24 protein-coding genes are annotated in these 22788 nt (G+C 42.7%); 1 reads left to right on the top strand and 23 read right to left on the bottom strand.

Annotation, left to right across the window (positions count from 1 at the left end; all coding sequences use genetic code 11):
* The 14 genes from M1575_03845 to M1575_03910 all read right to left on the bottom strand — a co-directional run.
* On the bottom strand, nt 1-625 hold a 625-nt coding region (locus M1575_03845; GenBank protein MCL5095825.1), incomplete at its 3' end, for a hypothetical protein.
* Nucleotides 622-1185 (bottom strand): M23 family metallopeptidase, encoded by a 564-nt coding sequence (locus M1575_03850; GenBank protein MCL5095826.1) that lies wholly within the window; start codon nt 1183-1185, stop codon nt 622-624. The genes M1575_03850 and M1575_03845, both read right to left, overlap by 4 nt.
* An 83-nt stretch (nt 1186-1268) precedes the next feature.
* Nucleotides 1269-2804: a hypothetical protein gene (locus M1575_03855; GenBank protein MCL5095827.1), complete on the bottom strand. Its 1536-nt coding sequence runs from the start codon at nt 2802-2804 to the stop codon at nt 1269-1271.
* A 75-nt stretch (nt 2805-2879) separates the two neighbouring features.
* On the bottom strand, nt 2880-3104 hold the full coding sequence (locus M1575_03860; GenBank protein ID MCL5095828.1) for a type II toxin-antitoxin system HicA family toxin: 225 nt from the start codon (nt 3102-3104) through the stop codon (nt 2880-2882).
* Complete coding sequence (locus M1575_03865; protein ID MCL5095829.1) at nt 3097-3336, bottom strand: type II toxin-antitoxin system HicB family antitoxin; 240 nt, start codon at nt 3334-3336, stop codon at nt 3097-3099. The genes M1575_03860 and M1575_03865 overlap by 8 nt, the downstream gene beginning before the upstream one ends.
* 55 nt (nt 3337-3391) lie before the next feature.
* Entirely contained in the window at nt 3392-4372 is a 981-nt protein-coding gene (locus M1575_03870; GenBank protein ID MCL5095830.1) for a DDE-type integrase/transposase/recombinase, read from the bottom strand.
* Nucleotides 4373-4634: 262 nt separating this feature from the next.
* Nucleotides 4635-6431, bottom strand: a complete 1797-nt coding sequence (locus tag M1575_03875; GenBank protein MCL5095831.1) for a hypothetical protein — start codon at nt 6429-6431, stop codon at nt 4635-4637.
* 588 nt (nt 6432-7019) lie between these two features.
* The gene (locus M1575_03880) at nt 7020-7781 is read right to left on the bottom strand and encodes a hypothetical protein (GenBank protein ID MCL5095832.1); all 762 of its coding nucleotides are present in this window, start codon (nt 7779-7781) and stop codon (nt 7020-7022) included.
* A 150-nt stretch (nt 7782-7931) separates the two neighbouring features.
* Nucleotides 7932-9071 carry an RIP metalloprotease gene (locus tag M1575_03885; protein MCL5095833.1) on the bottom strand — a complete coding sequence of 380 codons (1140 nt, stop codon included), beginning with the start codon at nt 9069-9071 and terminating at the stop codon, nt 7932-7934.
* Nucleotides 9072-9086: 15 nt separating this feature from the next.
* Nucleotides 9087-9644 carry a ribosome recycling factor gene (gene frr, locus M1575_03890; protein MCL5095834.1) on the bottom strand — a complete coding sequence of 186 codons (558 nt, stop codon included), beginning with the start codon at nt 9642-9644 and terminating at the stop codon, nt 9087-9089.
* A gap of 16 nt (nt 9645-9660) precedes the next feature.
* The gene (locus tag M1575_03895) at nt 9661-10113 is read right to left on the bottom strand and encodes an elongation factor Ts (GenBank protein MCL5095835.1); all 453 of its coding nucleotides are present in this window, start codon (nt 10111-10113) and stop codon (nt 9661-9663) included.
* Complete coding sequence (gene rpsB, locus M1575_03900) at nt 10110-10919, bottom strand: 30S ribosomal protein S2 (protein MCL5095836.1); 810 nt, start codon at nt 10917-10919, stop codon at nt 10110-10112. The genes M1575_03895 and rpsB overlap by 4 nt, the downstream gene beginning before the upstream one ends.
* Before the next feature lie 138 nt (nt 10920-11057).
* Nucleotides 11058-11930, bottom strand: a complete 873-nt coding sequence (locus tag M1575_03905; protein ID MCL5095837.1) for a polysaccharide deacetylase family protein — start codon at nt 11928-11930, stop codon at nt 11058-11060.
* Nucleotides 11931-11941: 11 nt separating this feature from the next.
* The gene (locus M1575_03910) at nt 11942-13576 is read right to left on the bottom strand and encodes a formate--tetrahydrofolate ligase (protein ID MCL5095838.1); all 1635 of its coding nucleotides are present in this window, start codon (nt 13574-13576) and stop codon (nt 11942-11944) included.
* Between M1575_03910 and M1575_03915 the strand changes: the two genes are divergently transcribed.
* Nucleotides 13532-14131: a transposase gene (locus M1575_03915; GenBank protein MCL5095839.1), complete on the top strand. Its 600-nt coding sequence runs from the start codon at nt 13532-13534 to the stop codon at nt 14129-14131. The genes M1575_03910 and M1575_03915 overlap by 45 nt on opposite strands.
* Before the next feature lie 38 nt (nt 14132-14169).
* Here M1575_03915 and M1575_03920 read toward each other — a convergent pair whose 3' ends face one another.
* The 9 genes from M1575_03920 to M1575_03960 all read right to left on the bottom strand — a co-directional run bounded on the left by M1575_03920 (nt 14170) and on the right by M1575_03960 (nt 22763).
* The gene (locus M1575_03920; protein ID MCL5095840.1) at nt 14170-15138 is read right to left on the bottom strand and encodes a hypothetical protein; all 969 of its coding nucleotides are present in this window, start codon (nt 15136-15138) and stop codon (nt 14170-14172) included.
* Nucleotides 15139-15229: 91 nt separating this feature from the next.
* Nucleotides 15230-15451, bottom strand: a complete 222-nt coding sequence (locus M1575_03925) for a hypothetical protein (protein ID MCL5095841.1) — start codon at nt 15449-15451, stop codon at nt 15230-15232.
* Nucleotide 15452: 1 nt separating this feature from the next.
* Nucleotides 15453-16565, bottom strand: a complete 1113-nt coding sequence (locus M1575_03930; GenBank protein ID MCL5095842.1) for a hypothetical protein — start codon at nt 16563-16565, stop codon at nt 15453-15455.
* Nucleotides 16566-16645: 80 nt separating this feature from the next.
* Complete coding sequence (locus M1575_03935; protein ID MCL5095843.1) at nt 16646-17038, bottom strand: hypothetical protein; 393 nt, start codon at nt 17036-17038, stop codon at nt 16646-16648.
* The gene (locus tag M1575_03940) at nt 17031-18533 is read right to left on the bottom strand and encodes a hypothetical protein (protein ID MCL5095844.1); all 1503 of its coding nucleotides are present in this window, start codon (nt 18531-18533) and stop codon (nt 17031-17033) included. The genes M1575_03935 and M1575_03940 overlap by 8 nt, the downstream gene beginning before the upstream one ends.
* 63 nt (nt 18534-18596) lie before the next feature.
* Nucleotides 18597-19253: an HAD family hydrolase gene (locus M1575_03945; protein ID MCL5095845.1), complete on the bottom strand. Its 657-nt coding sequence runs from the start codon at nt 19251-19253 to the stop codon at nt 18597-18599.
* 5 nt (nt 19254-19258) lie between these two features.
* Nucleotides 19259-20038, bottom strand: a complete 780-nt coding sequence (locus tag M1575_03950; GenBank protein MCL5095846.1) for a thymidylate synthase — start codon at nt 20036-20038, stop codon at nt 19259-19261.
* Nucleotides 20039-20040: 2 nt separating this feature from the next.
* Nucleotides 20041-20910 (bottom strand): hypothetical protein, encoded by an 870-nt coding sequence (locus M1575_03955; protein MCL5095847.1) that lies wholly within the window; start codon nt 20908-20910, stop codon nt 20041-20043.
* Entirely contained in the window at nt 20907-22763 is a 1857-nt protein-coding gene (locus M1575_03960; GenBank protein MCL5095848.1) for an adenosylcobalamin-dependent ribonucleoside-diphosphate reductase, read from the bottom strand. Before M1575_03960 ends, M1575_03955 begins: the two co-directional genes overlap by 4 nt.
* Nucleotides 22764-22788: the final 25 nt, after the last annotated feature.

The raw sequence follows: 22788 nt of genomic DNA on the forward strand, positions 1-22788 counted from the left end.
AGGTTCCTGCATTCGCCAAACCATTCCATTGTGAACAATCAACAGCACAAGCAGGCGGAGCCGTTGGCACCGGCGTCGGTCCGGGCGTGGCTGTGCAACAAGAAGGTCCGACGCAGTTGACCACCGGCGTGGAATTATCCGGACAAACGCCGGTAAATCTCCCACCGGTACAGTCAACGACCCTATGAGTCGTATTATCGCAACAGGTTTTATAATCGCCGCCAACCGCGCAGCCGCTTGAGGCGCATAAACCGGCCTCTAAATAGGGCGTTGATAAACAGCTGTCGGTCGCGTTGCACTGCTCAAACTGCCATTTATATATACATTCATATCTTCCTGTACCGAGATTAACTGATGTTACTGTACAAGCCGGATCATGAGCCCATTTCCAGATAGGAATCGTCCCGTAGTCCTGAAGATAACAGCCGGCCAGGCTCTGGCAGCAAACGCTGGAAGCGGCAAGGGTATCACAAGCTCCCGGACAGGGAGCTCCTACTACCGGACAATCCCCGGGAATCTTCGGATCACATTCAATCACTCTGGCAAAAACCGGTTCCACTCTTAAATCAACCAAAGGTAGCAAAAAAAGAAAAACGACCATGAAAAGAAAAAAGTATTTTCTCATTTGAACATTTCCTTGGTCAAAATCGCCGGTTGACCTTCAAGCATGATGGTTATACTTAATTTCGCTTGGCCCAGACATTTGATGCCCCTGTTTTCCTGGCTGATTTGGGCGATTTTTTCGCCGCTCATAACATAATCGCCCGTTTTGACCAAAATCCGGCTGTCCGGAGCCAGAAGATAATCAACGCTTGATTTAACGGCTTGATCTTCAATAATCAGGTCCTCAAACTGCGCGTCTCCGGCCTCGTTAAGCTTGCGGCCGACGTACCGGACTTTTCCCGAAGCAATGGCCCTAACCGTTGTTTTGGGCGGCAAAAAGAAATTAAGCTGGGTTGAGCTCGCGGTTGAAACGGGAATCGTCGCTAAAAATTCTTTGTCAACCGGCAGGGTAAAAGTTTCCTTAAGCTCGACGGCTTGCAAAGCCGGGGGCGTTGGTGAAGCTGGGGCTTTTTGCCAGAGTTTGGCTGATTTGGGGAAGGAAAAATTAAGAACAATAAAGCCGCTGACCAAAAGCAGGAAAAAAATCGTCAAAAAAATTAAGAGCAGGTTGCGTTTTTTCACCGGCAAAAAAGACCTCTGAATTCAGACTACCATAAAATTAAAGATTGTCAATCCTTTAAAGACCGAAAAGAAGAATCTTGGACTTAAACCCTGGTTTTATCCAGTAAAAAAACACGATGATTTTCAACAGTTAAAATATTTTTAAGAGCAATACTTACATTTTCAGATTCACTAGCTGCATCTATAAATACTTGGGCATAACGCGAAGATGTATCTTTAACTCTACCAGAAACTTTGCTAAAAAGTCTTTTGCCGAAATCGACTATTGTTTTACTACCATCGCTTGGAATCGCTATGTCTGCCTGATTAATAAGAAATCCAAGATTGAAATCTTTGGCTAAGATATCAAAATCTCGTGGAAACATTAGGGTCATATGGGGAATTCCTTTGGAATAAAAATAAGCCGTACAATTTGATAAGGGAGAAACAAAACTCGTTTCGCCTGGAAGCCCATCAATCATAAAATAATAAATCACTTTCTGATATTCCTGTATTTTTAGATTTTCCACCCCCTTACCCCTCGGATCCATGGGAAAAGGGATCTGCCATTCGCCTTTGGCTATCTGTTCCGGTGTGTTTTGCCCTTTCATTAAAATCTGGACGACTTCCGGCGTTAAAACCACGCCCTTATCCTTGCCTTGATTGAAGGTAATTTTCTCTCCGGCATAAACGCCTTCTTTTAAGCCGTAGGGATTGCCTTTTTCCGCGTAATATTTCTTGTCTTCGGCCTTAAAAACCAGTCCTTTAATTATAGGCGCGGTTTCGCTGATTTTTTCGACCGGTTCTCCGGTTTTGGGGTCAACGGTGGCGATCAGTTTTTTGTCTTTGGTCCAATAACCCATTTGCTCCATGCCAAACCAGCCGGCGCCTTTGGTCGCGATGGTGCTGTCGCCCAAATAACCTACATTCCCCTTTGAATCTTTAAAAGTCTCCTGTTTGGCCCAAATAATCCCCGTCACTTCATTTTTCTCATCAAGAGCAAAATAGCCCCAGTTTCCGGCCAGAACCGAATCTTCCAGCCTTTCGCCGCTTAAAGTTCTTATTGAAATCAGCAAATTGCCGTTCGTGTCTCTTTCCGAAACGATAACGCCCGAGAAAGGACGGTTATTTAAAACGTCAATTAAAGGATTTTTAAGATAATAGTCGGCGGCTTTTTGCGCCAGACTCTCTCTTTGGATATCGGGCGTCGGGGTTGGCCGGGGTTCAGGCCCGCCCACCACCGGCGGCAAATTAATAACCACGGCTGTTGGCGTCGGCGGAATCCTTGTCGGGGTCGCATCCGGTTTTAAAGTCGCTGTCGGCGAAGGTAAAGGAGTGGGGGTATCGGGTGTCGGTGTTGATTCCGGTTGGCCTCGATTACAACCTAAACCCGCAAGAGCGGCGAATAACAAACTTCCGCCTAGAAGTTCTCTTCTCCCGAGTTTTTTGTCCGAGTTATTTAAAGCCGAAACCAAAACACCACCGGCAATAATCGCTTCGACTAATGGCTTGGGTAATTTGACTTCATCACGTTCATCAGGAAAGCTGACAAGAACATAGGTCCGGTCAGGACTTATCTTTTCCGCCAAAGGATTACTTTCTCTTTCGAAACTTAGACCCGCTTTTTCAGGTGTCTCCATGATTTCGCTCTCTTTATCCTATAACATTTACGGCTTGCTTGTCAAATCCTGTAGTGTAACAGAATTTCGGAAAAATTATTTAATATATGAATCAAATTCTGCCCGTGTTAAATTTGCCTGACTAAGAATTGAGGAAAATGTTCCCATGGGAATCTCTTTGAAATTGGGGATAATTACAGTCTGGATCTTGCCTGCTTTAATTCCTCGCATTTTAATATGACTTCCACGTTGGGAAACAATCTCAAATCCTGCTCGACGTAAAGCAGAAATTACCTGCTTGGCAGAATAGAGTTTAGGCATACGTGATCTTGAAAGAGAGAGGAATAAGTTCAGGGTTATTAAGAGTTTCCGGCGTTGGCACCTTTTCGTCCTCAAAATACAACTCCAGGGCCTCTTCAATATTCTTTAGAGCTTCCTTTTTATTTACTCCCTGACTGGCTACTTCAACTTCTAAACACCTTACCACGTACCAATCATCCTCTTGCCAAAGAAGAATATGCAAACCTGATTTTAATCTTCTTTTAGTCTTCATAATATTTACAGTCTACCATCCTCTCTCTATTTTGTCAAAATTCTGTGCTGGACACCTAGATGACGTACACTTTCCTCCTTTCAAAATATTCTCTAGGTGTTAGGTAGTTTATCGCCTGGTTAAATCTTCGGTTGTTGTACTTGTCATTAAAAGTTTGGCAGTAATTTCTAATCATTAATATATCATCTAAAAGGTCTTCCTGCCAGTTGAAGAACTCATAGACAGCTGTTTGGATAAATCTTTCAGCTCTGCCATTTTGTTTGGGACAATAAGGATCGGTAAAGTAATGGGTAATCCCAGTATCTTGACAGGCTTGGTGGAAGTTTAAAAGGTATTCAGCTCCGTTGTCCGTTTGGATAGCTTTAATTTCAAACGGGAAATATCTTTTTAATTCTTCTAGAAAGAATCTGGCAGATAGCGATGATCCTGTTTCAAAACAGGAAACATAACCCATCCTGGTAAAGCCATCAATGGCGGCAAACAGATAAAATCTTTGGCCTAAAATATATAAGTGCTTGGTATCTATCTGGACCAGTGAGCCGGGATATTTTTCTCTTAGTTCTCTGGCCGCCTTAATTCTGGCGATAGCAAACCTTCTCTGTTTTCTGGTCCTTTGGACATGTTGAGAATTTAAAAGCTCGGGATGGCGGTTAAGGATTTTTTGGATGGTTGATGAACCTAGCTTAATCTTCTCTCTTTTAAGCTCCTCCTTAATTTCATACTTGCTTTTCTCCGGATCATTTCTCCTAATACTAATAACCTTGTCAATAAGCCATAAAGGAGTAATCATTTCTCTTAGATGTTTAGGTCTTCTGGTTTTATGGTTGTCCTCAAGACTTTTAAGGCTAAAACTTCTAAATCTTTTCTTCCACCGGTAGAAAGTATCAGGGGATAACGAGAAATACCTGCAGACAGCCCGGGCGTTGGTGCCGTGAGTTAAATACCAATCCCTCCACTCCAGTCTTCTTTTCCCTTCTTTAGAAAGGAGATGAATTTGAGAATATAGGCCCTTCGGCCATAAATAGCGTAACTTCATAGTTACGCCATTGTACATTCCTTTCGTCACTTCTAAAGTGTACGGGATCTATCGTGTCCTAGACAATAACGTAGTGTAATAGAATTATGTATACAGTATCAAAGTTTCGAATAGCGCATAGTCTTAATTTAGCATAAGAATTAATCAAAAACAATACTGGCGTTCTGGAAAATTCTGACTTTCTAATTCTCTGACGTTCTGAGGCTTTGGTTTCCGAGTTCTCTGAATCAGGTGGTGTTTACACCTTAAAAAGCTTTGCTTTTTAAGGTGCGACCTCCTGCCAGGTCAACCGGTTGAAACCGAAGTTGACGGGGAAATTAACTAAGAAATCCGGCCGATATTCAAAATATTCTGAAGGGTAGGAATTATTATAATTCGTCCCTCCGCTATCTAAGTTCCGGTTAAAATTAAGACTGCCTGTTCCGTCCAAATTAGCATCGGCGATAAACATCCCTCCACCCAAAAATTGATTAGTCGAGACCGAGGTGTCAATTGACCCGTCGGCAATATAAATTCCTTGCATTTGGGAAGCAGCGGAACTGGCTGGATTTAAAGGCGTACTTGATCCTATACCTGTGTCAAAAGTAATGTTTCCACTTGAAATCAATGCAAAAAAACCGCCAGGCGTAACCTTAATTAGCGGATTAAAGGTTATATCGCCATCAACTAAGATAATAATTTTTTGATCGCTAGCAACCGTTCTTGTGTTCCCTCTATAACTCGTTCCGGCTCCCCCAGGTGAAAATTTATAGCAGTTACCTCCAGGATCTTTACCAAGGTCTTTAAAATGACCAGGATTGAAAAAGTTCTCTTTATCTTCAGTTACACAATTTTGGAGTTTTGCCGAAAAGCGAACGTAATCGTATTTAGTCTGATTTCCGCCAAAACCCGTAAAGTTTTCCGTCGCCGCATCTTTAACTTTCCAGTTATTGGGATTACTGAAAAGATTCTTCGTTTCTACGTTCCCCGTAAAATTTCCGCCGGTCGAAACAACCCCGGCCGTATTGGCCGTGCCCAAGGAAAGATAGGGACAACAACCGCCGGCGGTGCAAGTGGCTGAAGTACAGGTGTCAATAGGCATCGTTGCTCCCACACCTCCGTTGCCGTGGACGTCTCCGTAACCTGTCTGAAACCAAGCATTTTTCAAGGGAAAAACGGTAAAATTTTGCGTTATCGACGGCGCCGCTGCTAACGATACAGATTGGCTACAGGAAGACCCCCCACAAGAGAGACAAGACTCATCGGTCGCGTTATGGCTTACCGAAACGGTGTAAGAACTTCCTCTTGGCGGCTTACTGGAACAGCTGTCGCTATCATAATATCCACTGCCATTTGTCGTTAACGAACAGGCGTAGGTCGAACCACCGGTGCCGGCTATCGTTACCGTTCTTCCGCTCTGGAGACTACCGGTATTACAAGTCAAACCAGTCGTATTCTTGTAAACATTCCCGCTAATTTTTCCCGGTGGAACTAGAACAACCATCAAATAGTTATTTGCCTTCAACTCCTGGGAAAAAGTACAACCTGTTCCTGATTTATTAATCCCCTCAATCGTAAAGGTATAATTACAGGTATATCCTAGTGGAACACCAGTGACTTGAAAGGTTCGGCTACCTACAGTCAAATTGTTAAAAGAAAAATTAAGACCATTGGTATCGACTGTTCCCTTACAAAACCACCATGAATCCTGTCCTTCCGCATTCACCGAACACCAACCTTGCATTATGACCTGCGTCGGACACCACCAAGAAGGATTATTAGTTCCGCCTTCGGCAATATTAACTCCGGGGATTACAGGATTACATTGGCTTTCACAACCGTTTATTTGATTCCAGCAACATGCCTTATCTTCTCCAACAGGGCCTGGCGGATTGCAAGTAGCACAACTTGCTCCGTAAGGTGAACCACAATGTCCACCATCACTTGAAGTACTCTGTCCTACTCTTCCCCCGGTGCTTAAGGCAATATAGCCGTCTAGTTTTGCCGGCGCAGCAATACGGCAGTTAGCGGAGCTTCCCGGAGCCAGGCAGCATATAAAATCTTTGCCTTTCCTTTCCACGCAGTTGGCATCCCAAGGTCCTAGAGAAGCAGGTCGTGGTGGTATTGGCTCGCCACATGTTGGATCTGCATACGGATTACAGCAATCTGTGCATTGTTGTCCGTGTTGTCCGCAAGAAACTTTACATTCATTTACACCCGGTTGACCATATACGGCACAGCATTGTAGTCCCGCAGGACAACCAGCAGGATAATTCGGCGGGCACATATTTGTAGTAGTCGTCGGAGTCGGTACAAGAGAACAGTTAAACTTTTCTTCTACGCACTGACCGTTTCCAGGTCCACAGGAATCTATATCACAAGAGGTTTTATAAGAATAAGGCAGGGTTTGACCAGCTCCACCTTTATCCCAACATTGACCGAGCGTTCCTTGACAATCTTTGTCGGACGTGCAACCTGCCCATGGATCACAAGGAGTTCTACGTGTTTCTTGCCCAGCGCAAGAACAATCTGCAGCATATATAACCGTTAAATTTATTAACGAAGCAACGAAGAAATATGTCAAAAAAACCAAGCTCCGCAGGAAAAACCTCATAAATTTATAATGACAGTATTTAATATTGCTGTCAATATTAAAGAGAAAAAGGGATCAGCAAGAAGAAGGCTGCGTCCAAGAAACTTGAGGCTCGGTGTATAAAACAGTATTTTCTTTTAAATTTTGTTCTAGGTTTTGATTGTATTGAGTCAATTTTTCCGAAGGAATTCCCATTAATGTTGATAATGATTCTCGTGTATCGCCTTTCCTTGCCACTATTGCCGGCAAGAGAATAATGCTGTCTCCTATTCCATGTTGATTAACCTTAAGTATGCTTATCCTTCTCCCTCCCCAAAATAGTTGTTTTTGGGCCTCTGTGTCCGTGTCTACCACCTCACACGTTTCAACCTGATCCCGATGCTGATATTGAAGTTTAATCTGAGAACAACGAAGACCAATACTGCCGACCTTAATTCTGGTTACTTTTCCATCACCAGTAAATGAATCCTCACCAACACTAATATTACCTACGACTACAGAATCGAAACCTAGAGGAATTTCTTTTAGAACTTGAACGTCCCATCTCTCGGTTGAATCCCTAGAACTTATTCCAAGAAGATTGAAAGGTTTCCCGACTTGGCGGAAAACTTCGACAGGCCTAATTAAGCCTTGACTATATATTTCGTCGGCTGAAGGTAGAGATACGCTCGATCTGTCAGGCGAATTAGGACTTTGTAGATTATTTTCACCCAAAAACCTTCCAGCAATAACGCCCAATAAACCGCCAGCTACACCAATTGCAAATTCTCTCCTGCTAATTTCTGGCAAAAGTCCCTTTGTCTGTCCCAGCACTTCGATATTTTTGGCTTGATCCATAGGTTATCCGCTAGTTTATTTAAATTATATTATCCTTACAGGTTTCTGTCAAATAACGTAGTGTAATAGAATTATGTATACAGTATCAAAGTTTCGAATAGCGCATAGTCTTAATTTAGCATCTTTTGATCTTTTTAACAATGCCAAAAGTTAGCGGCGGAAAATTCGCAGGACATCGTTGATGGTCACTAAAGCAACCAATCCCAAAAGAATGGCCATGCCGGTCTGATGGGCCCACATTTCCCATTTGGGATTGACTCTTTTTTTTGTTAAAGCCTCTAGGGCTATAAAAAGCAAGCGTCCGCCGTCAAGAGCCGGAAAAGGCAGAATATTAATAACGGCTAAATTCAAAGAGAGAAGGCCAACCAGTTGTAAAACCGCCATCCAGCCAAACTTGACCGCCTCACCGGTGGCCTGGGCAATTCCCAAAGGACCGGCCACTTCCGCCGTTACCGGTTTAAAAGTGATTAAATTAAACAAGATTTTACCAAGTTCAAAAAACATCATTCCCGATAAACGAACGGCTTCTTGAGTTCCCAAAAAAGGCGCTTGCCAAAGAGGATATTTTTTTTCTTCCAAATTGGAAATCGCCACGCCCAAAGGGCCTTCTCCTTGGGGCGGAGAAACACGTGGGGTTAAGGAAAAGACGGGATTTTCTCCACGGCAGGAAATTTTTATCCCCGGATACCCCCCCAAGACTTTAGGATTAAGAGGACAGGGATTATCAACTGATCTTGTAACTTCAATAGAAATTTCCCGGCCGAGGTTCTTTTTGGTCAGTTCCTGAAATTGAGAAATAGCGGTAATTTTTTCATCGTTAACCAGAAAAATCCGGTCGTTGATTTTTAAACCGGCCACTTCTGCCGGCGAACCGGCCGAAATTTCTTTAACGTAAACTTTATCCGTCGGGATCAAAACGCCCTGGGTAAAAATATAGGAAATAACCAAAATCGCCAGCAAAAAATTCATGGTCACTCCGGAAACCAAAACCAAAGCTCTGGCTTTTTTTGATTTCGCAAAAAAAGCCTTGTTTTGTTTCGAAGCCAAAAGTTCGGGGTTATGAGTTCCGGCCTCATCTTCTCCGTAAAGTTTGACGAAGCCCCCGATCGGCAACCAATTAATCGAGTAAACAGTTTCTCCGCGCTTGACGCCGAAAATCCTCGGGGGCAGACCAAAACCGAATTCTTCAATTTTAATCCCCAGTTTTTTAGCCATCAAAAAATGGCCAAGTTCGTGGACTAAAACCAAAAGCGACAAAACGGCAAGAAAAACAATGAAGGTCAGTATCATAAATAATTGGAACTTTTATACCTGCAGCAGTTCTTCTTCTTTTTTTCTGCCCAGTTCATCAATTTCGGTGATAAATTTATCGGTCATTTCCTGCATTTCTTTTTCCCAGCGAGCGTGATCGTCTTCGGAAATTTCTTTAGCCTGAAGAGCATTTTTCAAATGACTCATCAACTCATGTCTTAATTGTCGAATCATAATCCGACCCGCTTCCTCCTTTTGCTTGGCCAATTTAAGGTATTCCTGACGGCGCTCCTCCGATAACGAAGGAATACTGATTCTGATCGCTTCTCCCTCAAGAATCGGTGTTAAACCAACGTTGGCCATCTGTATTCCGCGATTAATTTCCTCAGCAATGGAAGGGTCAAAAGGCGTGATGAGGAGTGTCCTTGAATCAACCGTACTGATCGTGGCTAATTCGGCCAGTTTGAGTTTTTGCGAACCGCCGTAAACTGCTAAAACAAGATTTTCCACCAAGACGGGCGTGGCCCGGCCGGTACGAATAGTTGAAAGATCCTGACGGATAATGTCAAGAGCTTTTTGCATTTTAACCTGAGTTTCGGCTAAATCAGCCATAAACTTAACTTTGGGATTATTTGATCGCCAGTCTCTTGAACTCTTCTATTTTAATATTCTCACCGAATTTGACAATGTTTTCTTTAAGCAAGGCGTCTATGGTTTTGCTCTCGTCTTTAATAAAGGATTGTTCTAAAAGTTCTTTTCCGTCTTTGGGATTCATCGCGCAAATCTGCATGGCAATTTCGTGAGCTAATTTTCCAAATTCTTCGTTCCTGGCGACAAAATCAGTTTCGCAACTTAAAATAACAATGGCTCCGGAAGTTTGCGTCGCGTGAATATAAGCTTCAATAATCCCGGCTTTCGTTTCCCGACTGGCTTTTTTCGCGGCCTTAGCCAAGCCTTTTTCCGTTAAAATTTCTTTGGCTTTTTTTTCATGACCCCCTGCTTCTTGCAGCGCCTCTTTAATGTCGGCAATTCCGGCGTTGGTCTCTTCTCTTATTTTTTTAATTTGGTCAACATTAATCATTTTTTGTGGTTTTTCTTTTTTTGTTTTTCTTCTGACGGCTTTTTTTCTTTAGGAACTTTTTCTTTCTTTTTGTCCGGTTTTTCCGTTTCGGTTTTTTTGGAAAGAGCTGCCTCTTTTTTGTTAAATAATTCTCTGCCTTCAAAGTAGGCGTCAGCCACCAAGCTGGTTATTAGTTTAATCGACCCCACGGCATCGTCATTGGCCGGAATAGGAAAATCAACCAAATCCGGATTAGCGTTGGTGTCAACAATCGCCACGGTCTTGACATTGGTCTTCTCGGCTTCTTTAAGCGCCGATTCTTCTTTACGAATATCCACTAAAAATAAAACCTGCGGCAAATCATTTAAGTCGGCGACGCCGCCGTAGACTTGTTCCAGTTTTAAAAGCTCGCGACTTTTGAGCAGTTGTTCTTTTTTGGTAAATTTCTCCCAAAGATTTTTGGCTTTTTCCTCGCGCCCTTTTCTTAACTTGTCCAGGTTTTTTTTCATTTCCCACCAGTTTGTTAAAAGACCGCCGGGCCAGCGCGCCACCAAAAACATCGCTCCGGCTCTTTTGGCTTCTTCCTCGACAATCCCCTTAGCCTGCCGTTTGGTGCCGACAAAAATAAGCAAACCCCCCTGGCTCGCTGTCTCTCTAACAAAATCCAGGGCTTTTTCCAAACCCACTTTGGTCTTAGCCAAATCAATAATATGGACATGATCTCTGGCGGTATAAATAAACGAGGCCGCCCGCGGGTTCCACCTTGGCACCTGATGGCCAAAATGACAACCGGCTTCTAAAAGTTGTTTTAAGGATATTTCCTGCATAATTTTTTTGCCCGCCGTAGTTTTTTAAACCGAGAGCGGGACTCCTCTCTCTCCTCCATCCGGTCACTGTGGTCAGGAGTCTTAACCAGATGTGTGTAATGGAAGTATTGTATTAAAAAAACGGTTAAAAATCAAGACCTATAAACCATAGTCCGAAAGGGCGGAACGGCCGATACGGATACGGCGCAGACTGTAAGGGGCCTTAGCGCAAGAAACACCATGATCGGTGGTGACCGCGGCCACAAAACCCGCCTCTTGCAGATATTTGGCGGCGGTTTGATTATAATTTCCGTAAGGATAAGCAAAAACATTAATACCCGTTTTCAGCTGATTTTCTAAAATACTCTTCGAAGAAATAATTTCGTCTTTAATCTGTTCCTCTTTTAAGCCTCCCAAACCGCGATGGGATAAAGTATGATCGCCGGCGGTGATAAGCGAACTGCCGATCATTTCCCTGGCCTGTTCCCAGGTCAGATAATCGCCTCCTTCCATAAGTTGCGTAATTAAAAAAACCGTCGCCTTAAGATTTTTTTGCCGCAAAATCGGGTAGGCTTGACTGAAAAAATCACGGTAACCGTCATCAAAAGTAAGCGCTACCGGTTTCGCAGGCAATGGCCCGCCGTTTAAACCAAAGACAACTTCCAAAAGGCTGATGGCCGTATAGCCCTTGCCGATTAAATAGTCCATTTGTGAAGCAAAAGTCCCGGGATCAACATAAAGTGAACCAGAATTATTGTCAATGTGGTGATACATTAAAATGGGAATCCATTTGCAGGGACCGTAGCTGGCAATAAATTTTTCTTCCTCTTCTTTTCTTTTTCTTTCTTCTTCCGCCTTTTTTCTTTCCTCTTCCTGGGCTTTGAGAACGGCCGGATCAATCACGGCCTTTTCTTCGATAACAACGGGGGTCTTTTTGGCCGTTTTGGAAACAACAAAACGCCAACCGCTAACTGCCAAAAACAGACTTAAAAAAAGAAGAACGACCGCCCAAAAATAAATTTTCTTGTTCATCGCTTAATTTTTTAAAATTTTTCGGCTAAAGGATGACGAGGAAGACCGGGCATCGTCATGATTTCGCCGGCAATCGGGATAACAAAGCCCGCACCCGTGGCCAGGCGAAGATCACTGATTAAAAAAGTGTAATCTTTAGGCGCGCCCGAAAGATTGGGATCATGAGAAAAGCTGTATTGGCTTTTGGCCAAACAGACAAAAAAATCTTTGGCCAAATCCCTGTACTTGTTTAATTTTGCCCAAGCCACCTCAGAATAAGAAACGTCTTGAGCTTTATAAATTTGTCTGACAATGGCTAAAATTTTATGATCTAAAGTTTCCTTCAATTCGTAACTAAATTTAAGAGAAGGCTTTGTTTCTACCTGGCAAAGGGCCATAACTTTTTTTCCCAAATCCAATCCTCCCTCCCCGCCTTTTTGAAAAACAAAACTTTCCGCCAAAGGAAGATTGTTTTGCTCGGCCAATTTATGGAGAGCCGTAATTTCCGAAGGAAGGTCGTCGGTAAAGCGATTAAGACATAAAATTACTTTCAGACCAAAATTTTGCAGATTTTCAACATGTCTTGATAAGTTTTCAAAACCCGATTCGGAAAGCGCCCGAGCGGTCACGACTAAAACCGCCACTTTGGGCGTTAATTCTCCCAAACGGGAAACGATATTGATAAATTTTTCCGCCCCCAGATCGGCCCCAAAACCGGCCTCAACAATCGTGTAGTCGGCTAAACTTTGAGCGGTTTTAATCGCCAAAAGACTTGGACTCCCGTGGGCAATATTGGCAAAAGGACCGCCGTGAACAAGGGCCGGTGTCCCTTCCTGGGTTTGCACTAAATTTGGCTTCATGGCCCCTTTCAGTAAAACCGCCATGGCGCCTTCGGCTTTTAACATTTTCGCGGTCACCGGTTTTCCTTCCTGGTCAAAACCGATCGTAATCTTGGCCAGACGCTCTTTAATGTCCGCCTCATTTTTGGCCAAACAAAGAATGGTCATCACTTCCGAGGTAACGGTAATATCAAACCGCGTTTCTCTTTTAAGCGTTTCCCCGTTTTTCCTTGGCATTTTGATTTCGAGATGTCTTAAGGCGCGGTCATTAAGATCCAAAACTCTTGGCCAGAAAAGCGAATCAATTTCCATCTTTAAAGGATTTTCGAAATAAAGACTGTTGTCGATTAGGGACGCCAAAAGATTATGAGCGTAAGTGACGGCATGAATATCACCGGTAAAATGAAGATTAATCTCGCTTTGCGGTTCCACCGTCGCTTTGCCGCCGCCGGTTGCCCCGCCCTTCAAACCAAAACAGGGACCTAAAGACGGTTCGCGTAAAACGACCAGGTTTTTTTGGCCTAACTGCCAAAGGGCTTGCGAAAGACCGATCGCGGTTGTCGTTTTCCCCTCGCCGAATTTTCCCGGAGTCATGGCGGTAACCAAAATCAGGTTATTTGACGGATTTTTTTGCCAAACGGGGCTGATTTTCGCTTTATAGGGACCGTAAAATTCCAAGTCTTTGGGTTTTAAACCGATTTTGGCGGCGACTTTTTCAATAGGCAACAATCTGATATAGTCTGACCCATTGATTCCCGGAATCGAACGTGATAATCTGGGACTATGCCGTTCAGAAATGTCAGTTTTGCTCCTAATTTTTGTTATCATGTTTTTAACCGCGGTTCTGAAAAAAGAATACTTTTTCTATATGAAAAGGATTATAACAATTTTTTAGAAAGAGTTAAAGATAATCTGAAGAAATATTCAATTTCGCTACTCTCTTTTTGTTTACTCCCTAATCACTTTCATTTTTTATTACAACAAAAGAGCGAAGCATCAGTTGCCAAATTTATGAATGCTCTTCTTTTGGGCTATGCTAAATATTTCAACACTAAATATGAAAGGGTTGGGCCACTTTTCCAGGGTAGGTTCAAAGCTAAAATTATTGAAAACGATGAATATTTATTACAGCTCTCAAAATATATTCACTGTAATCCTTTAAGTTCCAGTTCCGGAAATCATACGGATTCCCGGAATTTTCTTTCGACCTACCATTATTCTTCTTATTCAGACTATCTTGGAACCAAAACTTGGCCGTTTGTAGAAACCGAACTTATTTTATCTTATTTCTCAAAAAACAACCCGCAGCTTTCCTATAAGAGCTTCGTTGAGGAAACAAAAGTAGACCTAGAAACTCTGGCCCCATTTGTTCTTGAAGATTGATATAGTTTGACGGAATCGGAGGCTATAAATGGCAAAAACTAGAGACCAATCTTATAAGCAGGGGCGTAAACGCGGTGATGTTTTTGACATTTTGCCCCGTATTGATCCTTACCTTCTTGGACCAAATTTTTGACCACGGTTCCGACCTTCACAACTTCGTCGCTCATCCGACAAGGAACATAACTAAGCTGGCCACTCCTTAATATCGGTCTTCGTCTTTCCGTAAAATGAGCCACATTCCGGCAGCCTCTCTCGTTACAGCGAGCGGATAGAACCGCTAGATGATCAAGATGAGGCAGGGCAACCAGTATATTGGGCCACGGATCAAGCTTGAAATCAAGATCCAGCCCGACAAACAAAGTATGGATTTCCCTGTCTTCCATAATTTTTAAAAAGGCCCGAAAATTATCTTCGGTTATCTCTTTTTCTCCCGTGCCTCCGGCAAAAATGAATTCGTTAATCACCAAAAGCGTCGTTGGGGGAAAATTGGCGCTTTGCTTAATTAAATCTTCTAAACTCTTATAGGTAGGGACTAATCCCATTTTGACCCCGCCTTGGGTGTAAACAATCCCCGAATACCGACCCAGGTCTAAATTATGCCTGACCAATTGGAAACGTCCCTTCAGTTCGCCGCGGAAAGTTACTCCTCGTCTAAGGTTGTGGTTGGCCGAATCTTTTCCCGAAGCCATAGGCCCGAAAAGTCCACCTTTAAAGACTCGCCCTTCTCTTTCACACGCATCTATCGCCGCAATAAGGTCACGGCTTGCCTGAACCTGATTATGATTATAGCGGGGATCATCATACCTGGTGGCATCCTGATAAAAAGCTATCTTGGCTCCCAAATGAGCTAATCCGTATAAAGAACGAACTTCCGGTAGCAATTGATCAATTGAGGTTTCGGCGACGACGCCTCTCGGCCGATCATGAGCAGGTAAAACGAAACGAATCCGAGAATCGTTTCCGGGATAATGTTGGTATTCACCAGAACATTCTTGTTTAGTCTTCATGTTGTTTTTAGCGATTTTTCCCTTAAAAAACCTGCTTTTTAAGAAAAGCAGGCTAATAACTAAAAAAGAATAATCGAAATTTTTTCTAAAATCAAGGGGTAGTTTGCCACTCTATTGAATCTAAATACTTAGCAAATTCAGGGTCTTTGGGCACAGCCTTTATTTTTGGCTCACCTTTATCAGGTTCACCATCAGAACCTGTCTCGGAACTGGCCGCCATCAGGTGACCGGTCCAGTCCTTTTGTCTTTGGGCACGAAGGCTGCCTCCCGGATGACCATCGTCAAATCTTGAAATTTCTGGTCCAAAAACCATCTTAAATGATCCCTCTTTCTTTTAAGATTTTTAAAATTTCCTGATGAATTTCTTCTTTGGAACGAATTTGCTGATCAGTACAGCAATTAATTTTTACCCAATTTTTCCTCGTTTTCGTTAAATATAAATACATTTTTTCTGCTTCCTGCCGGTGATGAAGATCAGCCTCCGCAATGTCCAATTTACTGCCGTTTAAATATTTGCGACCCTCTTTTTGTTTAGTTAACTCCAAAGCAATTTGCCAGGGAACATATAAATAAATAACAATATCTTCGCGGGGAATTTTATGAACCCTATACTCTAATTCATCAACCCAGTCAACAAATTCCTGACGTTTGTTTTCGGGGAGCTTAGCCGCCTGATGCGCCATGTTGGAAGTCGCGTAACGGTTGGCAATGATTAATCCCCCTTTTTCTAACCAGTCTTCCATTTCTTCTCGGGCCGAAGCCCGATCCAAAGCGTAAGCCAAAGAGGCCAGATACGGACTCACTTCGTTAATCGTGCCGAACTCGCCGCTCAAAAACCGGCCGACAATTTTACCATGGAAAGAAGAATAATAACGGGGAAAATCCATGACTTTCGCCGGAATTTTTATCTTGATTAAGTATTCCAGCAACAATTGCGTTTGTGTTCCCTTACCCGAACCGTCACCGCCGTCAATGACGATTAACTTCCCCTTTCTTTTTTTAAGTTCCGAAACAAAAGCCAAAAAGTTTCTAAGAATAATCGCCAAATTGCCGTCGTAATGTTCAAGATAAAGCTGGTCAGAAGGGTTGCCTGCAATCATCGGTGATAATTTATCCTCCGCTTCTTTGTAAAAAAGCGCCAAAACCGGTTTTTCTAAAGTTAGGGCATAGGCAATTTCTCCCCCGACGCCGGTTGAAGGCGAGGTCACTTCGCAAACTAAACAATCGGCTTTTTCAATCGCCTTTTTTTCCCGGGTAAAGATTTGCTTGGAGGTTAATTCTTTATCAATTTGACGAAGATTGCCTTCCACAATTTGTTCGCCGGAAATAATTTCCTGGTTGGTTTTTTTAAAAAAAGAGAGAATCTGTTGATATTGTTTTTGGTATTGGCCGTCCTTCGTCGTTGAAGCGGTAAAATAAATTTTCATTGATTAACAATATAAACCATCTTTTTCTTTTCTGCAATTGGGAAAAAAGACAAAAAGAAAGATAAGGAGTAAGAGGTAATTTAAATTATTCTTGTTATTTTGGCAACTAAAATAAAAGGTGAGTTGTCATATCTGGGGTTTTGCATTGTTTGGATAATCTTCACAACTGGGTAAGTTTGACCGCCAACTTCAATTCCCCTTTCTCTGGCTCTTTGGATAACTAAACTTATTTTTTGATGAATGTTAGAATCAGGATAATCAGACCAGCCTCTTAAGGCATCATGAAGGGCATCACCAATCGTTGCCACTGGACCTAATTGAAAACTGCCTTCAAAAATCACAATCTCCGGTTGTTTGCTTCCGGGGAATGCTGGTTCAAAACGGCGAAACTCTGCCTCGGAAACAAGGCGACCGCGCGGTGGCCGTTGTTCTTTTGGTTTTGGCTCATTCGGTTTTAGTTCATGATTAATCATCTTTTAAACCCCAAGTGAATTTGGGAGAGACTAGGACCGTGACAGCCTTTGAACCTTGATAATAAGCTTCAAGAAGCTCTTTGGTTACAACTTTTAATGACACGGTTTGTCCTTCCGCTACAAGGGCTAGGTCAATCTTTGCCGACATCGGGAAACAAAGGCCCATTCGTGTCGCGATGCGCGTAAGGTAATTATGAAAAATGCCCGGTGCGGAGGTCCTCTTTAGTCCTTCAACCTGCAAGCGGTAGGTACCTTCTTGGTTAAATTCAGATTTACAGGCAAAATCACCACCAAGAACAAGGAATGGACTAACGACTTCTTTAGCGTAATCCTCAATCGGTCGTCTTCGAACAACCGAATCTTCGATTTGATCAATTTTATAAAACCGGGCCGCCTCGTCAAGAGCTCCCATAAGTCTTGGTAAAAAAACACCCTTCTTGACCGTTTCTTCTCCGAAAAGATGTTGGGCTAAAGTAATTAGTTTTCCCGCCTCGCGCACCGCTTCTTCGGAAACTTCCGGTATTTCCCGCCAAGAAAGACCCGCTAAACAATCAGCCAGTTTTTCGGCTTGTTGATGAGTTATCTCAGGTTTGTAAGGCTCTTGACTTTTGTCGGGGAAATTAGCTGTCGCCCAAGAATTTCGACCAAACAAGTTTCTTGCCAATCCTGCTCTTAAATTGGTTTCAAATATTAAGCCTTGCTCTTTCTTTTGACCACGAAAATAATTTTCTAAAAGAACGCCGATGGTTTTAGCCGTTTCTGCGAGCACTTCGGGGGCTTTCTCTCCGGCTTCTAGACAGGTTATATCAACTATTCTCTGTACATCAAGCGAATCTAAGGATCTACGATAGAACAAAGGAAGATTGGCCATAATTGTTTCTCTCCAAAGAAGCGCTTCTTGCCAAACTATTTGTTCTCTTACATATCCTCCGGGAGTTTTTTGTTCCGGTTTACCAAAAAGAATATAATTTAAGGCATTCCAGGCTCTCTCTCTTACAAGAATTTGTGCTGTCGCTTGATCTCCCTCGACCAAAATCTCCGCAGGTTGAGCAAGGGAGTCAAGTCCAGCATACCACAACAAACTAATCCCAACAGTTTCAAATAACTGCCTTGTTTTCCCTCTGGCTCTTAAAATTTCTTCTTGAGTAAGTGGCGGTCGGCGGCTAAGAATCGCACAAATATTCTCAACGACAAGCTGATTAACATCTGGCCCTTCTTCATGTTCAAATATGTGACTTATAGCTTTTCTGGCAACTGGAGCCAGTAAGTCTGGGGGAATATTAACAGGGCCAAACCTGAATTTTTTGATCGCTTCCTCAAAAGACTGCCCAATTTGTTTTTGAGGACTGAGAAGATCAGCCCTAACTTTTTGACTGACTTCGGTGGGCCAATTATAAGGAGTAACAACAGGAGCTAACCTATAATTTCCACATGCTTTTAGTAGGCTCTCTCCGGTTGGGCAGGATAGGTTTGTCCTTTCTTTTAAGTTAATCACAAACTATCCTTAGAATGCCGATATTAACACAATTTGCCCTATTTCACAAGTTTTTTTAATTTTTTAAAGAAGAAGTTCGGCAACTTCATAAACCGAAGATAGTGAAGCATCGGCCAGAAATGATTGACCCCAAACTAAAATCGTTTTAAAGCCCAATTTTTTCGCCGGTTCAATATCAACATCTTCCCGATCGCCGATCATCAGATGCTGTCCGGAGGGCAAACCGGTAAGCTCAAGCAGAGAACGGAAAGGTTTTAAGGAAGGTTTTGGTTCGCCGGTGTCAACCACGGAAATTAGTTTTTCAAAATATTTGCTGTCCAGTCCAATGGCAGAAAGCACGTTTTCTATTTCCTCCGGCACGGAATTGCTAATAATAAAATGGTGAAACCCGGATAATCGGTCAAACATTTCAGGAAGCTTCGGGTCTTTATGAAGATAATTGATTTTGCCGATCCGCTTTTGGATTTCCCACATTTTGTAAAAAACATCCTGGGGCGTTTTCATTTTAAAAAAATTAAGAAGAACCTGCGTGCTTGAATTCGTCTTTTTTCTCTCTTCGTTAAAAAGTTTTTCGGCGCGAGCAAAAGACAGGTTCTTAACTTTGGCCACCTCTTCAATACAACCGTCCAAAAAGGCTTTACCCAAAACCGGATTGGGCTTATATAGTGTCGTATCCAAATCCCAAGCAATGACCTTAATGTCCTTAAATCTTTGATCCATAAGATTTATTTTAACTTAAATTTTTTCCTGGCTTCCGTCCACTTATCTTTATAGATTTGCATGGAAACGGAAAAGTGAGTGTAAGTCCCGACCTTAACGCCGATTTCTTTGGCCATAAATTTTTGCAGAGTTGTAAAAGCGTAAGCGTTTCCCGGCCAGGCATTATACAAATCGTTCGTCTTCATCGTCACAAAAAAATGCAAAAAACCGTCCACTAATTGCGGGTGGATTAAAACCAGACAAGGGCTTGAAGTGTCTTCTCTTTTTGGCCCGAATTTCATCAAATCCCGATAAGGAATCCAGGTTGACAAAACAACCGTTCTTCGGGTTGGATCTTTTTTGAAAATTTTAATGGCGTATTCAACCTGGTCAAGGCGTTCAACGACGCATTTTCCGTCGGGAATAATTTCTTCGATTTGTTTTTGCAAATCTTCTTTATTTTCCGAAAGGGCCGGCAACCAGGCTCTGACTTTACAATCCGGGTAACAGCGAAGCCTGGAATGGTAAGTGTATTCAAACTCTTTTTCTTTTTTTGGGTCTTTATAACCAAAAAGGTAGGTCTTGGTGTATTCTTCAACGACTTCCCTGCTGTCTTCTGCCAATTTGGAAAGTCTGGGTTCATCCATAGGTTTATCCACAATAATCATCATCGGCAAATCCAAAGTTTCAATCTGGTATTCGGGCGCTTGAACATAACGAAGACAGCCGTCTTTTAACATGACTTTACAGGCACTCTCCCAGGCCTCCCCCAGTGTTTTGGCATTAATAATCGTCGTTTTATACATACTCACCAACCGAACTCGTCTTCTTTCTTGTCACTGATTCCCAATTCCTTTTTTCTTATTTCCAATGGTATATCCTGTTTATATTCTAATCCGTTCTCAAGCGCTATTTCGGCTTTCTCAAGTTCCCGCCCCAGATAGGCCGCATGGACATTATTTTCCGAAAATTTGCCGATTAAATTTAAGCGGCAAACTGTATCGCAAATCGAAATCGCGTCTTGACCGGTGACCTGGACATCCAATTCCAGATCATGGTTGTAATGCTGGCAGATAATGAGCTTCTCTTTCTGGTCAAGACTTATCTGAAAAGAACCCAAAGGATCACTTATAAATTTTTCGTTGGGTTTCGCCCGAAGACATTTGATAACCTTGGCTTGCTTTAATTTTTTAATTTTCATCGGTTTTCCTGTAAAAGCGCCGGGATCCTGTCTTAACAATTGTTCAATTTTAAAATTGATTTTATTTTGATCCGTTATCCCCTGCAAGTCAATTGGCAGAATTTGTTTTCGAAACCTTTGCACTTCGTCGCTTTTCAGATTTTTCATGACCGGAATACTGCCGGTTGAACCAATCACCCTCCTGTCTTTGTCAAGACCATGATCTCTTAAGGAAATCAGCGTTTGCCCGACATCATGACCCCGCGATTGTTTCCCGCAAAGAATTAAAAATCTGATATTGGGGTTGGAAACGATATTTTTGACAACTTTCTCAATCCCGATATTTTCCGTGACGCATTTGCCGATAATGGCGACTTTTTTAAGGTCAACCTCGATCCCCTCAACCGTGGCTTCGGTGCAAACAGCAATTGATGATTGTGGATTGCCGACTTTATAGCGTCCGTCCTCAACCGGCCAATGAGAAACTTTTACTTTCATAGTTCACAAGCCGAATAACCGCAACTATGGCACTTAAGACACCCCTCTTCCCTGGTTAATTTCTTTCCGCAATTCGGACATTTATCTGATATGGTTTGACCTATTGATTCCCGGAATCGAGTCTCATTATGTGAACTGGCCTCGCCAATATTTAAAACCTGGTTTTCCCGACTTTTGTCACGATAAGTCGTGATGCCTTTACAGCCTAATTTCCAAGCAAACATAAAGGCTTCTTCAACGTCTTCAACCGTCGCTTTGTTCGGCAGATTAATGGTTTTGGAAACGGCGTTATCCGTATATTTTTGAAAAGCCGCCTGCATTTTGACATGCCAGACGGGATTAATTTCGTGAGCCGTGACAAATATTTTCTTCACTTTTTCTGGTACTTGTTTAATGTGTTGAATAGTCCCATATTTAAGAATTCCGTTAATGATGTTTTTAGTATTGAGTCTTTTGTCTTTCGTGTTTAGTATTTTCATCAAATCCTGATTAACCTCGGGTAATCTGGCCCCGTCTAAAACTTCTTTATAATACGAAAGGGCAAATAAGGGTTCGATCCCCGAAGAAACACCGGCCACCATCGAAATCGAACCGGTCGGCGCGATGGTCGTACAGGTCGCATTCCTCATCGTTTTGGTTTTTTTCTGCCAGCGGCTGCCGATAAAATTCGGAAATGAGCCTTTTTCCTTTCCCAATTGCGCCGAAGAAAAATGAGCGTTTTTACTGATAAATTTCATTAAATTTTCCGCCAACATTAGCGCCTCTTTGCTGTCATAAGGAATTTTGAGTTTAATCAAAAAATCCGCCCAACCCATTAGACCTAAGCCGATTTTGCGATTGGCCTTAACCATGCGGTCAACTTTAGCCAAGGGATAATGACCGGCAGAAATAACATCGTCCAAAAACCGAACCGCCACTTCAACAGTTTTTTTCAGTTTTTGCCAATCAATTTTTAAAAGATCGTCTTTGCCTTTTAAAAATTTTACCAAGTTAAGACTGCCCAAATTACAGGCTTCGTAAGGTAAAAGCGGCTGCTCGCCGCATAAATTAACCGCTTCAATCGGGCCTAAATGAGGCGTCGGATTGTCCCTGTTGATGCGGTCCAAAAAGATCATCCCCGGGTCGCCGTTTTCCCAAGCCATGGCGGTTGCCACTTCGAAAATACTGCGGGCGTTAACCTTGGAAGCCACGCGTCCGGTCCGGGGATTGATCAGTTCCCAGGACAAATTTTTCGAAACGGCCTTCATAAAAGCATCGCTCACGCCCAGTGAATAATTAACCTGCGGCAGGGTTTTTTGATCTTTTTTCGCGGTGATAAAGTCCAAAATATCAGGGTGCGTTACCGACAAAACGACCATATTACCGCTTCTTCTTTTTCCGTCCTGCATAAAAATTTCGCTGGCGGAGTCAATAATTTTCATTAAAGCGACCGGTCCGCAGGCGTTCCCCGAAGTTCCGGCGATGACATCGTTTTTCGGTCTGATTTTTGAAAAAGAAAAACCGACGCCGCCGCCGAATTTTTTCAAGATGGACGAATCCTTAACGACTTCAAAGATCTCCTCAATATTGTCTTCCATCGGTAAAACAAAACAATTCGCCAACTGCGGAAAATTGGTCCCGGCGTTGGCCAACGTTCTTCCTCCGGGCAAAAATGCCAAAGAAGATAAAAGGGTATTAAATTTTTCCTGCCAAAGTTTTCTTAATTCCGGCGTTTCTTCGGCCGAAGAAACCGTCTTGGCGACTCTTTGGAAACAATCTTCGGGCGTTTCCGAAACCTCGCCTTTTTCGTTTTTCAGAAGATATTTAGCCCGCATGATCTGGAGACTGTTTGCAGATAGTCCTGAATTTTCCATGGCGCTAGTTTAACGAACCTGCCAA

This window comes from Patescibacteria group bacterium (genome assembly GCA_023473585.1).
GTDB lineage: Bacteria > Patescibacteriota > Microgenomatia > JAMCYU01 > JAMCYU01 > JAMCYU01.